Origin of the sequence: Acetobacter indonesiensis (assembly GCF_000963945.1) — a bacterium.
GTDB classification, from domain to species: Bacteria; Pseudomonadota; Alphaproteobacteria; order Acetobacterales; family Acetobacteraceae; genus Acetobacter; species Acetobacter indonesiensis.
In genome coordinates this window covers 207,034-220,770 of the sequence record NZ_BAMW01000045.1, presented here as the reverse complement: position 1 = coordinate 220,770, position 13,737 = coordinate 207,034, and the positions used below count along the sequence as shown (strand labels likewise).

Here is a 13,737-nt window from a genome sequence, read left to right as displayed (position 1 = left end):
AGGGAGAACGACGCTTACACCCTGTTCGGGGTTTCGTCAGTTCTCTCCTTTCGGGTTTAGGGCATATTTTTAGCACCACCAGTGCCAGAATGCGTCTATTGATCTGCCTTTCGGCAGTGCCTGTAGTCGCTATCGGGTCAGTGTTGGCTATTCACAATTACAATGAACTCATGGTTGGCAGTGCCCAAAGGGCTGCCAACGCTATCTCTCGCCTTGATCTCCAATTCAGGCATGACACTGACCGACTTCGAAGCGCATTGGAAACCATTGGCGGTATGGGTCTGACCCCAGACCAGATTGGTCACGCGCTTAAGCTCGCTGAAACCATGAGCGGCCAACGCTACTGTTATCTGGGCGTCATCAGTGCTGACGGAGAAACTATTCAGGCAACCGCGCCCCAAGGAAGTAATTGTGAAAAAGTAGGAGAGACGACCCCACCGCCTTCTTTTCAAGGTACGTTGCTCGAAGCCATTCAGAGGGACGGGGCCGCAGATGCAAACGGGTCATTTCTAAGAATAACCGTTCCAGCGGTGTTCTTATCCATCCCGGAAACCCACGGGTATCTGGTGGGGGTGTTACAACTTTCCCGGAAGGCCGCTTATCTTGCGAGCAGTGCAGGTTGGCAGGCTTTTTCTGATGAAAGCAACCCCATGCAAGCGTGGCTTGTTAATCAGGATGGAACGCTAAGTTCGGTCTGTACTGATTGTAAATGGACTGCCCCACCTAACTATATCGTAACAGAGTTGCAGAAGCGTCTAGAAGCCAGTGCAGGGTCAGTTGTTTCACTTCCCACTCCCGGCGGCGGGTATGCGCTTGGGGCGATTGCTGGCGGAGCCGACATTCTGGTCTCTACTCAACGCACGCCTCGTGAAGCAGGGGCTTTGAGGACAATGATCCTTGAAATTTCGGCTTTGGTGTTCCTTCTGGTTTTGGGACTGGTCGGCGTCACATTGGCTGCCAACATTGTACTTGTATGGCCACTTAGGCTTCTGACTTATTCCGTTCAGAAATGGCAGATGGAGGGTGTTTTTGATGCCCGAATCACCAGATCGATGCCTCTGGAACTGCAAAGATTGGGGCAGGCGTTTACACGGGCAACACGCCGACTTTCCCGGCATGAGGCACGCTTAAAGAAAGCCATGGCGCATCAGGAACTCCTAATGCGCGAAATTCACCATCGAGTTAAAAACAACCTTCAGATTGTTGCTTCCCTCTTAAATCTACAGGCCAGCCGCATTTCAAACCCTGAAGTGAGAGCCGAGTTTGCCCTTGCCCGCGATAGAGTGAGGGCTTTGGCAACACTCCACCGTACCCTCTATGCGGAAGACCGGCTCGATAGCCTGAATATGGCTGTTTTCCTTAAGGAACTCTGCGAACAAACGGTTCATATCGCAGGAGAAGGCGATGAAGGCCGCATAAGCGTCAATGTGATGTCTGACGATTTTTCAATGAATCCGGATCAGGCTGTACCACTCGCACTCATCGTCACAGAAATTGTCACAAACTCCATTAAATATGCGTTCCCAGAAGGACGCGCTGGTACAATCAGCGTAAATCTGAGCGTGGCCAATGGCATTGCGACACTTAAAATCGGAGACAATGGAATCGGGTGTTTAATTGAACCGGGCGCTTTTGCAGACCAACACGGCATTGGCTTAAAACTTATTAAAGGGTTTGCGCGCCAGCTTAACGCTGATCTTCAGCAAAGCTGTGAAAACGGAACCCATTACACCCTGACGTTTCCTCTCGAAAAAAACTGATTTATTCCTGCTACCCATCCCTTTGTATGTATGAAATCACTGCTATGCCGTGTTTGCAGTAGGGGGGCAGCGCGCTTAACTGTTTCCGTCTCGCCCTGACCAGTATAAATGCCTACAACATGAGCGGTGAAAAAGTAGCGATACGCGGCTGGACGCGGACACAATCTCGACTAGGGCGTCGTGCGGCCCGTCCTGTCGTGGTCTTCAATATTCTGTCCTCCATGATGGGCGTAGGGCAGGCTTGGTGCATTGCCAGCATCTTAGGCTATGCGCTTACTGACCTTCATGCGACAGTCGCCAGTCATTCTATTTCCCTAGTAGTGCCTCTCGTCGGCTTTCTTCTGCTCGCCTTATTAAGGGCCGGTATGATGGCTTTAGGGGACACAGCGTCTGCCAAAGCTGGAATTGATGCGCGCCGACAGCTGCGGGGCAGTGTTCTGGCATCTATCCTTACAGGTGGTCCTGCCTTGCTACGACAATCTCACAGTGGAGCTTTGACTAATACCGCCGTGGATAGGGTAGAGGCCTTGGATGGTTTTTTTGGCCGGTGGATTCCTGCCTCCATCACTTGGATTATAAGCCCGTTACTTATTCTATTGCCTGTTTGTATAGTGCAGCCACGTTCCGGTCTGGTGCTGGCACTCTGCGGTCTTTCCGTTCCTTTTGGTCAGGCATTATTCGGTATCGGGGCTGCTGTTGCATCACGTAACCAGTTTCTGGCTATGACACGATTGCAGGCCAGATTTCTGGACCGCGTAAAAGGGATTGCCACCATCGTTCTGGCAGGCAGAACAGAAGATGAGACACAGCGCCTTGCTCAGGCCGCAGATGAACTCCGTCAGCGCACAATGAAAGTGTTACGGGTGGCCTTTCTATCTTCAGCGTCCATTGATTGCGCAATGGTGGTGGCGCTTATTCTGGTAGCCGTTCTGAACGGTCGCATCGCACTGGCGCTTCATCCTGATGGCTCCGGTGAGCAATTATCCCATACCCTGACATGCGGGCTGTTTGTTTTGCTCGTTATTCCGGAATTTTTTGCTCCACTCCGCGCCTTGGCTCTTGCCTATCAAGACCGAGCCCACGCACAGGGAGCAGCAACAGCAATTTTGGAACTTCCCGTTGCGCAACAGACAAGCACGCCGAAGGAGGCGAGAACCGTCAATGCGCACGGGGTTACTATCTCGTTTGATGATGTAAGCTTTACGTGGGATGCCACCCGCGGGCCAGCCTTGCAAAACATCACCTTTACGGTCCCAGCACAGGAAACTCTTATTCTGGCAGGCACATCGGGGTCCGGTAAATCCACCATCATGGAATTACTGCTGGGTTTCATACAGCCCGATAGTGGAAAAATCCTCTTTAACGGAGCGCCGCTTGAAACCATAGTCCCGGATGCCTTGTCTAAAATGATTTCGTGGATTGGCCAAAAACCGGTTCTCTTTGCAGGATCATTGAAAGAAAATATCCTGTTTGCCAATCCAGATGCCGACGATGTGGCTTTGATGGCAGCTGTCAAAGCCGCTGCGGTTGACCAGTTTCTACCCGATCTACCCCATGGTCTTGAAACCTACCTTGGGGAAGGCGGCTTTGGTCTTTCCGGAGGCCAAGCCCAACGTATTGCGATTGCGCGAGCTTACTTAAAAAATGCTCCTGTTCTTCTCCTTGACGAACCAACCGCTCATTTGGACCCAGCAACAGAAAAAAGTGTGTTCGAGAGCCTGCAACGGTTAGCGCTGAACAAAACGGTGGTTTTGGCCACACATTCGGCAGCGGTTCATATGTTCAATGGTCGGCGGATTGATTTGCAGAATGGCCAGATTGTCAGCCGACAGGGAGCCGCGTAAATGACTGAACTCCACAAAACGTCTCCCTCAGTCACAAACGGCCAAGCACTTCTGCACATCCTCAAGCTCTGGGGACGACAGGCCCCCCGGCTTGTCATAGGGATTATGCTGGCACTTCTTGCTCTGTGCATGGCGCTCGTTCTGATGCAACTTTCAGGGCTGCGGTTGGCAGGAACTGTCTTGGGTGAAGTCGTCATTGCGACAGCCCTGTTACGCTGGGTGGGGGCAGGCCGGGTTGTTCTCCGCTACGCTGAACGACTTTTTGCCCATGATGCCATGTTCCGGGCTCTTGCTGATTTACGTGTCTGGTTTTTTCGGTCTCTGGCACATGGTGCGGCCGCTGGACTGGGCTTTCGTCGCGCCGGGGACATGCTTTCTCGGTTGGTAACGGATATTGGAACTCTGGATGGCCTTTATCTGCGTATCCTGGTTCCCTTTACGTGTGCCTGTCTGACGCTCCCAATTCTTCTGATACAGCTTTGTAAACAGAGCATCGTGCTTGGTGCCAGCATTGGGGTGCTTTTTGCTTGCACGGCTTTTTTTCTGCCCTACCTAATTGCTCGCTCCGGGCGGCAGGAGGCCGAACAACTTACTAAAAATTTGGCTTCCCTCCGTATTAATGTTCTCGATTTAGTAGGCGGACTGCGCGAAATCCGCGCTTTCGGCGCTGAAGGACGCATACTAGCACGCGTACAGGCCGCGGATGCCACGTTGCTAAGGGGGCAAATGCGGCTTGCACGTAAGGCAGCGTTTGCAAATGCGACCGCTTTCCTATCCGGGCAAATTGCTATTTTTCTTATTCTGCTTGCTGTCTCCGGCGTCTGGTTCTTCAAGGTAACGCCTATTGCGGGAGTAGGAGTTCTTTTCCTGACCGTTGCCGCATTTGAAAGCGCGGCAACATTGACTCGTGCAGGATTGCAAGCCGGAGCAATGGGAGCCTCCGCCAAACGTGTTGTGGAAATCGCTCAGGACACACGATTGACGAGCTCCGCTACTCCTACGGTTGAGGCGCCAGAAGATACCCATATTCATGTCCAAAATCTGGCGTTTCGATGGAGTGTGGATAGACCTTACGTGTTTAGTGATCTCACGTTAGATATTCCTGCCGGAGCTCGCGTTGCTCTTTTAGGGCCGTCCGGTGTCGGAAAATCAAGTCTTGCTGCGCTTATGCTTAAAGCGGCAACACCAGAAGCAGGCACCATCACCTTGGGCGGTATCCCTCTGTCAGATATCCGCACAGAGTCACTCAGACAAAAAATGGCGTGGTTGTCACAGGCTACGCATTTGTTTGACGACACAATTCGCGCCAACCTCCTTTTGGGTCAACCTGATGCGACAGAAGATCAACTTTGGCAGGCGCTGGACGATGCCGCAGTTGCGAATGTTGTAAAGAATTTGCCCGAGGGACTGGATACCTGGTTAGGGGAAGGCGGGATAAAACTGTCTGGTGGTCAGGGCCGCCGGATTGCATTGGCAAGGACTTTGTTAACGCAGGCTCCAATTCTTATTCTGGATGAACCTGCAACCGGCTTGGATGCACAAACAGAGCAGGAGTTTTTACAAACCCTGAATACCGTTGCAGACGGGCGCACTGTTATTCTGATTGCACACCGGTTAACGGGTGTTGAACGTCTGGACCGGATATATCGGCTCTCGAACGGCATTGCCACGGCAGCAACAGCCTAAGCAGTAGTTGACGGAACGACGGCCAAAGGGCACCAAATATAAGTCTGCCAAGACATTTTTGGTCTATGCAGGCTTATATTTGAATGAAGTTAAATCTTAACCAATCCAATCGAGGATTAAAACCATGCGTCGCCTGCTGCCAGTTCTGGGCCTTTCTCTTCTTGCCGGATGCGCGACAGAGCCGCCGCGCAAATATATTGTCTTCTTCTCTAACAGTTCGGTCGAACTGGATGACTCTGCACGTAGCGTTATTTCTGAAGTTTCCGCCAAGGCACAAAGACACCCGTCCCGTGTAGTGCAGGTTGAAGGCTACGCAACAGCAGGGAACGACCTGTCTGCGGATTCTCTTCTGGCAGTACAACGTGCCAAGCTTGTGGCACAGCAATTGCATGATGATGGCGTTTCGGGCGATCGCATTCGTCAGACACCACGCGCGCCTTCAACTACAGAAGCATCTGCTGTTGGCTCACGTCGCGTAGAAATCGAACTGGTTAGCCCCTGATTGATCTTATGGCAGAAAGTCTCGTTGATTTGACGCAGAAGCCTCTCTTACCAAAAAATGGCTTCACAGGACGAGACCGGTATGTCGGCAGCACCCCGCAAGAGGTGCTGCATTCCGTTTTTGGGTATCCTGATTTTCGTGGCCTTCAGGTACAGGCCGTTGACTGCATCATGCGCGGAGATGATACGCTTGTTTTAATGCCTACGGGTGGCGGTAAAAGTATCTGCTATCAGGTTCCTGCCTTATGTAGGGCGGGGATGGGCTTGGTTGTTTCGCCATTAATCGCCCTGATGGATGATCAAGTGGCCAGTCTACGGCAGGTTGGCATCAACGCTGCAGCGCTTCATTCTGAATTGGAGAGCGAAGACGCCTTCAGAATTCGTACGGAGCTTACTGCTGGCAAAATCGACATTTTGTATGTGTCGCCTGAACGACTTTTGTCAGAGGGTACGCTTGAACAACTGACACAGCAGCGCATTTCCGTAATTGCAATTGATGAAGCCCATTGTATTTCCGCTTGGGGACATGAATTTCGTCCCGAATACCGGGCTCTTGCAGCTCTTCCTCGCTATTTTCCAAATACCCCGCGCATTGCGCTTACGGCGACAGCAGACCAACGAACACGTGATGATATTCTCACAGCATTGGATATGCCTCATGCGCTGGTGTTGCTTTCCAGTTTTCATCGCCCCAATCTGAACATCGCTGCGTTACCCAAAGCCTCAGAAATGCGGCAACTTGTCATCGCTCTGGAAAGGCATCGGGAAGAAGCCTGCATTGTTTATTGCGGTAGCCGCGCCCGGACAGAGCGCGTTGCAGCCTCATTACGGGACAAAGGCTGGGCGGCATTGGCGTTTCATGCCGGCCTTTCTCCCCTTGAAAAGCGAGCAGCACTCCTTCGCTTCCGTTCGGGTGAACCTATCGTTATTGTGGCTACCGTTGCCTTCGGTATGGGGATAGATCGACCAGACGTCAGGGCTGTCATCCATCTCGATATGCCAGCGTCACCTGAAGCGTATTATCAGCAGATTGGACGGGCAGGGCGAGACGGCCTGTCATCTGATACCCTTCTCCTGTATGGCGGGGAGGACATGGCGCGGGCCAGATACTGGCTGGATCAGTCAAACGCGCCCGACACCGAAAAGCGCATTATGGGCAGCAGGCTTGAAGCCATGATCGCCCTTACAGAAACGACAGGCTGCCGCACACAGGCTCTACTCCACAGTTTTGGCGAAACACTGGAGAAACCGTGCGGTCACTGTGACAACTGTCGGCATCCCGTCGTCACATTTGATGGAACCGAGGCCGCCCGCAAGTTTCTTTCGGCCGTGTATCGTACCGGGCAGAAATACGGTGCATTGCATGTCATTGCTGTTTTGCGGGGTAAACGTACGGAAGCCACAGACAGAAATCAGCATGAAATATTATCTGTATGGGGTATTGGCAAAGATAAGCCGGAGCATTTCTGGCGAAGCGTTGCACGGCAACTGATTGCGCGTGGGGCCTTGCGATCTGACGGACAATACGGTGGCCTTGCCTTAAACCAGAACGCGGCGCGCCCCATCCTTCGCGGGGAAGAAACCATTCAACTGCGTGCAGATGCGACCGCCGAGTTGGAGAAAGGATCGGCTAATCGGGAACGGAAAAGCGATACGTTGTCCGATTTACCCGAAGATAAACAACTCGTCTTCGCGGCTTTGCGAAAATGGCGGCTGGACGAAGCCCGTGAACAAGAAATTCCACCCTATGTCATTTTTCATGATGCAGCACTGCGCGATATAGCGCTTCAGTCGCCCGCTAGCCTGGAAGAGCTTGGAAACGTGAAAGGCGTTGGTCGCTCAAAACTTGAACGCTACGGAGAAGCAGTTTTAGAGATTTTAGCCTCAGTTCAGGAAAAGAATTCCGATTAATGGCCTCAGTATCAGAAAGACGAGCCCGTATTCTCCAGTTCGTGCAGCAACAGGGCTACGCGGCTAATGAAGATTTGGCAAAAGCGCTAAACGTCACGGTTCAGACCGTGCGACGGGATGTTAACAGCATGGCCGCAGATGGTATTATAGCCCGCCATCACGGCGGCGCTTCTGCCATTTCGGCTGCGGAAAATATTGCTTATTCAGACCGTCAGATTCTGAATCTGAAACAGAAAGAGGCAATTGGTCAGGGTGCAGCGACAGCAATACCTGATGGAGCGTCTCTCTTTATCAACATTGGCACCACAACCGAAGCTTTCGCCCGATCACTACGCACACATCGCGCATTGCGCGTTATTACAAACAACATACATGTCGCGACTCTTCTGGCTCCGGCACCAGACTGTAATCTGGTGATTACCGGGGGCACTGTCAGGTTACGTGATGGCGGCATTGTCGGCCCAGCAGCAGCAGCCATGATAGAGCAGTATCGGGCCGATTTCGGGGTGATTGGCATCAGTGGCATTGATGAAGATGGTACCTTGCTTGATTTTGACGTGGATGAAATTGCCGCCGCACAGGCCATTATCCGTAACGCGCGCACGGTGTTTCTTTTGGCTGACCACACAAAATTCAAACGCCGCCCCATGGCCCGTGTTGGCCATATCTCAGAGATAAGTGCGTTCTTTACGGATCAGCAGCCTCCAGCAGCTATAAAAGCCATTTTGCAAAAAGCTGGCGTGGCTTTGCATGTCATTGAAACGTAATTCTTTTTCGGAAAAGAAAACAAAAAAGACTAATACCCGACAAAAAGTCATATTAAGGCCATTGTTTTTGGCTCTTGTTTTCGGATACGAAGATTCAAACTGATTTCTAGTTGGTGGTATCGGAAGAGAAAATGTCAGAGTCTACAACCTCCCCAGCGCGCCTATATGACCTTCTTATTGTTGGCGGAGGGGTCAACGGTGCAGGGATTGCCCGTGATGCAACAGGGCGTGGCGCATCTGTCTTGCTGGTCGAGCAGGATGATCTGGCAAGTTACACTTCTTCTGCCAGCACAAAGCTGATCCATGGCGGTCTCCGTTATCTTGAATATTATGAATTTCGCTTGGTTCGGGAAGCGCTAACAGAGCGTGAGCGGCTGCTTAAAATGGCACCCCACATCATGTGGCCCATGCGTTTTGTGCTGCCTCATTCAAAGCTTGTTCGGCCCGCATGGATGCTTCGGGCAGGACTCTTCTTATACGACCATCTTGCGTCGAATATGACCCTACCGAAATCGCGCGCTGTCGATTTCCGCACCCATTCGTCCGGTCGACCTCTGAAATCTGACTATACGAAAGGGTTTGTCTATTCAGATGGCTGGGTTCAGGATAGCCGTCTTGTTGTTCTGAATGCCATGGATGCAGCCGAACGGGGAGCGGATGTTCGGACACGAACACGCTTGATCAAGGCCGAACGTGTCAATGGTGTGTGGCATGCCGTTATAGAAAACCGTGAAACGGGCGAAACACAGACGGTCCACGCAAAGGCTCTTGTCAATGCGGCTGGCCCGTGGGTAGCACGCTTGCTGGCTGACACACTTAAAATTCCCAATTCAAAGTCTGTACGATTGGTTAAAGGAAGCCACATTATTGTGCCGCGGGTCTTTGATGGGCCGCAGGCTTATATTTTCCAGAACCCTGACAAACGTATTGTTTTCGCAATCCCATATGAACAGAATTTTACCCTGATCGGCACTACAGACATTCCGTGGAATGAAGCGCCGGGTAAAGTCGGGATTGCGCCTGACGAAGTGACGTATCTTTGTGAAAGTGTGAATCGCTACTTTAAGGCAGAAGTCAAAGAAAGCGACGTTGTCTGGAGCTACGCTGGCCTCCGGCCACTTTACGATGATGCCTCGGCCAATGCGTCCGCAGTGACACGAGATTACGTACTTGATCTCGATACCCAGGACGGTGCACCTCTCCTGTCGATCTTTGGCGGAAAAATTACCACCTACCGAAAGCTGGCCGAGCACGCGCTTGAAAAACTGGCTCCTGTACTTCCTGCTGTGGCAGGGGCAAGCTGGACAGCGAATGAGGTGCTGCCAGGTGGCGATATTGGTGACGGCGGCTTCGATGCCGCGCTAGCCCGCCTGCGGCGCGCAGCCACATGGCTGCCAGAGTCCCTTGCATGGCGCCTGTTGAGAAACTATGGCAGCCGTGCCTATGAAATTATTGGGGAAGCCAATAATCTGGCAGAAATGGGAGACGTATTGGGCGGAGATCTCACTACGCGTGAAGTTGACTATCTGATGCAGCGTGAGTGGGCGCGATCTGCTGAGGACGTGTTGTGGCGTCGCAGCAAGCTCGGCCTGCATCTGAACGAAGTAGAAAGAGCAAAAGTCGCAGAATATGTAAAACAGAAGGCTGGCTGATACCTGCGAAACAAGCCAATCCTTTCCTGAAAAGAAAAATAAGATGAGGGAAGTATGACAAGCACGAACCGTGCCTTTGTAGGTGAATTGATTGCTGAATGCGTGGCAGTCTTCATCATTATTGTTTTTGGGGATTCTGTAGCAGCGATGTATTCGCTCTACGATCCAAGCCCTTATAAGCTGGCTTATTGGGGCGTTTGCATTGTCTGGGGGCTGGGAGTCACGGTTGCCATTTATGTTACTGGCGCTGTTTCCGGTACACACGCCAACCCGGCCGTCACGCTGGCCTTGGCATGCTTCCGTGGATTTTCATGGAAAAAAGTCGTGCCGTATTGGGTTGCCCAAGTCATCGGTGGTTTCCTGGGGGCCGTAATTGTCTATACGCTGTTTTCTCCAGTAATTGACCATTACGCTGCGGTTAACCATTTAGACCGACTGCATGATGGGGCCGGGGCAGGGGTGTTCTTCACACATCCCGGTGATTTTGTTACGCCCATGCATGCATTTGTCGATGAGATTATTCTTACTGCCATGCTGCTGCTCGGTATTTTTGCCGTAACCTGCGAATACAATACTCAGGCTCCGCAGGCGAATTCAGGCGCACTCATCATTGGGTTGCTTGTTGCAACGATTGGTGGGTCGGCAGGATATCTTGAAGCATGGGCCATTAATCCTGCCCGTGACTTTGGTCCCCGTTTGTTCTGTTATTTTGCGGGGTGGGGACAATCTGCTTTACCGTCTCCGAATAATTATTGGTGGGTGCCCATTGCAGGGCCGCTAATTGGCGGGGTTGTCGGGGCGGCCTTTTATCAAGGGCTGCTGAAACCCTTTATGCCGAAGCCACGCACACTTCGTGCGTCTGCCGAAACACAAGACTAATCCGCTCCAATCAAGAAGGATAATCCTCGATGAGCAAGCAAGACTACGTACTGGCGATTGACCAAGGCACTACCTCAACTCGCTCAATCGTGTTTGACCAGCAGGCTCACGAGGTTTCAAGCGCGCGGCAGGAATTTGCTCAGCACTACCCAAACGCTGGATGGGTAGAACACTGCCCCGAAGATATCTGGAACGATGTTCTGGCGACGTCGAAAGCGGCCATTGAAAAAGCCGGTGGACCGGCTCGGATCGCTGGCATTGGCATTACAAATCAGCGAGAAACCATTGTAGTGTGGGACCGCGCGACGGGAAAACCTATCCACCGGGCGATTGTCTGGCAAGATCGGCGGACTGCCGCAACATGTCAGAAGCTGCGTGAAGAAGGTGCCGAGGCTTTAGTGCGCGAACGCACTGGGCTGCTGCTAGACCCTTATTTTTCTGCCACAAAGCTGGCATGGATTCTGGACAATGTTACTGGCGCAAGAGAGCAGGCAGAGCAGGGCAAGCTGGCTTTCGGCACCATAGATAGCTTCATTCTCTGGCGTCTGACCGGCGGCAAAGTTCACGCAACCGATATTACAAATGCGGCCCGCACTCTGCTGTTCGATATCCATCGTCAGAAGTGGGATGACGATCTGCTGCGCCTGTTCCGAATTCCCGCAGCCCTTCTCCCCGAAGTTAAAGATAACAGTACAATTTTCGGGGAAACAGAGACGTCCCTGTACGGTCGCGCCATTCCGATTGCCGGCATGGCAGGGGATCAGCAGGCCGCAGTTGTAGGGCAAGCCTGTTTTACGCCAGGTATGGCCAAGGCGACCTATGGCACCGGTTGCTTTGTACTGCTGAACACGGGCGAAAAACCTGTCGCATCAAAGAACCGAATGCTGACAACCATTGCCTATCGCATTGGCGGGCAGACGACCTATGCCTTGGAGGGCTCCATTTTTGTGGCTGGCGCAGCCATTAAATGGCTGCGTGACGGGCTCCATCTGATTACTCATGCCTCGCAAACTGACGATATGGCGACCCGTATTCCGCATAGTCATGGTGTTTATATGGTCCCGGGCTTTGTTGGTCTTGGCGCACCCCATTGGGACCCGGACGCCCGCGGGCTTATCTGCGGTCTCACCCTTGACGCCACTGCTGCCCATATTGCGCGCGCAGCCCTGGAATCCGTTGCATATCAGACACTTGATCTGGTTACAGCCATGATGCAGGACGGCGGTGGCACGACCGATGCTCTACGCGTAGATGGCGGCATGGCTGCAAACGACTGGTTCTGCCAATTTCTGGCAGATATGTTGCAGGCAAAGGTAGAGCGTCCCAAGAATGTGGAAACGACAGCGCTTGGGGCAGGCTTCCTTGCTGGGCTGGCAACTGGTGTGTGGGATAGCCAGACCACTGTTGCTGCTGAATGGGAAAGAGGCTCACTTTTTGAACCGTCAATGGAAAATGAGCAGCGCCGCACCATGATTGCAGGATGGCATCAGGCGGTAAAACGCACTTTGACTGCACCATCCAATAGCTAAATCATATTGATGTGACCGGAGAAAGTTTTTCTCTCGGTCACATCATTTATTGGCTCTGATTTACCTACCGCCTCATTCAACTGGTTGGGAATTTCCCATCGGGATACTCACAGTCTTTGACGATCCTCCCAAAAACGAAAACGTAAACGTCGCCACTTTTCCCGGAGCAAGATTACTGTCCGTATCCAGACAAAGCAGATGATACCCACCATGCGGGAAAACCAGCGTCGTTTTTGCTGGCAGAGATAGATGCGTAAAGAGATTGAGCGTTCCTTCAGTGCTCTCCTGATCAGAGTGATGGCCAACAAGCGTTCTGCATGATGGAGAAGACACACTGGTAACGAGGTGTGCGTTTTCGCCATTGTTGCGCAATGTGAAATAAACCACTGAAATTCGGCCAGCATTACGCACCAGTTCCATACTGGTATCGGTAATCTGAACATCTTTTTGCGCGTCCGATTGGCCGGGAATTGATGTCCCGGGATCTCGATCTTCCGCCCAAGCAGACCCGCAAGTCAGTATGGCCCCGAGAGCAAGTGAAAGGATGCCAGAACGTAGACGAATTTTCATTATGTCTCTCGTGATGGTTGATCTGGAAGAAGTATATTCTAAAAAGGTCACTCTGTTTGTTGCAGGCACTATACCGCAGGGTTTAAGCTGGAGAGCAACCCCCGTTCAAGCTTTTGCTTCGGCAGTCAGATTTGTAAGAGATCTACCACCCTATGCGTTGTCCTTTTTGCGGAAATCTTGAAAGCCAGGTCAGAGACAGCCGCCCGAATGAAGAAGGCTCGGCCATAAGACGTAGACGTGCCTGCCTTTCCTGTGGGCAACGCTTCACCACAGTTGAGCGTGTTCAGTTACGTGATTTGACAGTTGTAAAAGCCGATGGACGAAAAACTCCGTTTGAGCGAGACAAGCTGGTTCGTTCAATTCGGATAGCGTTACGCAAACGCCCGGTGACAGAAAGCAGAATCGAACTGATTGTAACAGGCTTAGTACGCCAACTTGAGGCATCAGGAGAAACCGAGGTTTCTTCTGCCCGCATTGGGGAGCTGGCAATGGACGTGTTACGAGATGTCGATACGGTCGGTTATGTTCGTTTTGCCAGCGTGTATAGAGACTTCACAGAGGCAAAAGATTTTTCCGAAATTCTGACCGCAATGGACGCTCCAGCTCCCCTGCAGACGGAAAAAGACTAGACCTTTTGC

The 13,737-nt window shown here is 52.1% G+C and carries 11 protein-coding genes; 10 read left to right on the top strand and 1 reads right to left on the bottom strand.

Going from position 1 to position 13,737, the window contains the following annotated elements; all coding sequences use genetic code 11:
• Positions 1–89 precede the first annotated feature (89 nt).
• From Abin_RS11295 to glpK, 9 genes are all read left to right on the top strand, one after another.
• Positions 90–1,760 (top strand): sensor histidine kinase, encoded by a 1,671-nt coding sequence (locus tag Abin_RS11295; RefSeq protein ID WP_048846927.1) that lies wholly within the window; start codon positions 90–92, stop codon positions 1,758–1,760.
• A 119-nt stretch (positions 1,761–1,879) separates the two neighbouring features.
• On the top strand, positions 1,880–3,604 hold the full coding sequence (cydD, locus tag Abin_RS11290; RefSeq protein WP_048846925.1) for a thiol reductant ABC exporter subunit CydD: 1,725 nt from the start codon (positions 1,880–1,882) through the stop codon (positions 3,602–3,604).
• Positions 3,605–5,290 (top strand): thiol reductant ABC exporter subunit CydC, encoded by a 1,686-nt coding sequence (gene cydC, locus Abin_RS11285; RefSeq protein ID WP_048846923.1) that lies wholly within the window; start codon positions 3,605–3,607, stop codon positions 5,288–5,290.
• Positions 5,291–5,414: 124 nt separating this feature from the next.
• The gene (locus Abin_RS11280) at positions 5,415–5,792 is read left to right on the top strand and encodes an OmpA family protein (protein ID WP_048846921.1); all 378 of its coding nucleotides are present in this window, start codon (positions 5,415–5,417) and stop codon (positions 5,790–5,792) included.
• Between the two features lie 8 nt (positions 5,793–5,800).
• On the top strand, positions 5,801–7,702 hold the full coding sequence (gene recQ / locus Abin_RS11275; RefSeq protein ID WP_084593597.1) for a DNA helicase RecQ: 1,902 nt from the start codon (positions 5,801–5,803) through the stop codon (positions 7,700–7,702).
• A complete protein-coding gene (locus Abin_RS11270) occupies positions 7,702–8,469 on the top strand; it encodes a DeoR/GlpR family DNA-binding transcription regulator (RefSeq protein ID WP_048846917.1) in 768 nt (255 codons plus the stop codon). The genes recQ and Abin_RS11270 overlap by 1 nt, the downstream gene beginning before the upstream one ends.
• Positions 8,470–8,600: 131 nt before the next feature.
• A complete protein-coding gene (glpD, locus tag Abin_RS11265; protein ID WP_048846915.1) occupies positions 8,601–10,121 on the top strand; it encodes a glycerol-3-phosphate dehydrogenase in 1,521 nt (506 codons plus the stop codon).
• A gap of 54 nt (positions 10,122–10,175) precedes the next feature.
• The gene (locus Abin_RS11260; RefSeq protein WP_048846912.1) at positions 10,176–11,000 is read left to right on the top strand and encodes an MIP/aquaporin family protein; all 825 of its coding nucleotides are present in this window, start codon (positions 10,176–10,178) and stop codon (positions 10,998–11,000) included.
• 29 nt (positions 11,001–11,029) lie between these two features.
• The gene (glpK, locus tag Abin_RS11255; RefSeq protein ID WP_048846910.1) at positions 11,030–12,529 is read left to right on the top strand and encodes a glycerol kinase GlpK; all 1,500 of its coding nucleotides are present in this window, start codon (positions 11,030–11,032) and stop codon (positions 12,527–12,529) included.
• 72 nt (positions 12,530–12,601) lie between these two features.
• On the opposite strand, the gene Abin_RS11250 is transcribed toward glpK, so the two are convergent.
• Complete coding sequence (locus tag Abin_RS11250; RefSeq protein WP_048846909.1) at positions 12,602–13,099, bottom strand: copper chaperone PCu(A)C; 498 nt, start codon at positions 13,097–13,099, stop codon at positions 12,602–12,604.
• A 152-nt stretch (positions 13,100–13,251) separates the two neighbouring features.
• On the opposite strand from Abin_RS11250, the gene nrdR reads away from it, so the two are divergent.
• On the top strand, positions 13,252–13,728 hold the full coding sequence (nrdR, locus tag Abin_RS11245; RefSeq protein ID WP_048846907.1) for a transcriptional regulator NrdR: 477 nt from the start codon (positions 13,252–13,254) through the stop codon (positions 13,726–13,728).
• Positions 13,729–13,737 lie beyond the last annotated feature (9 nt).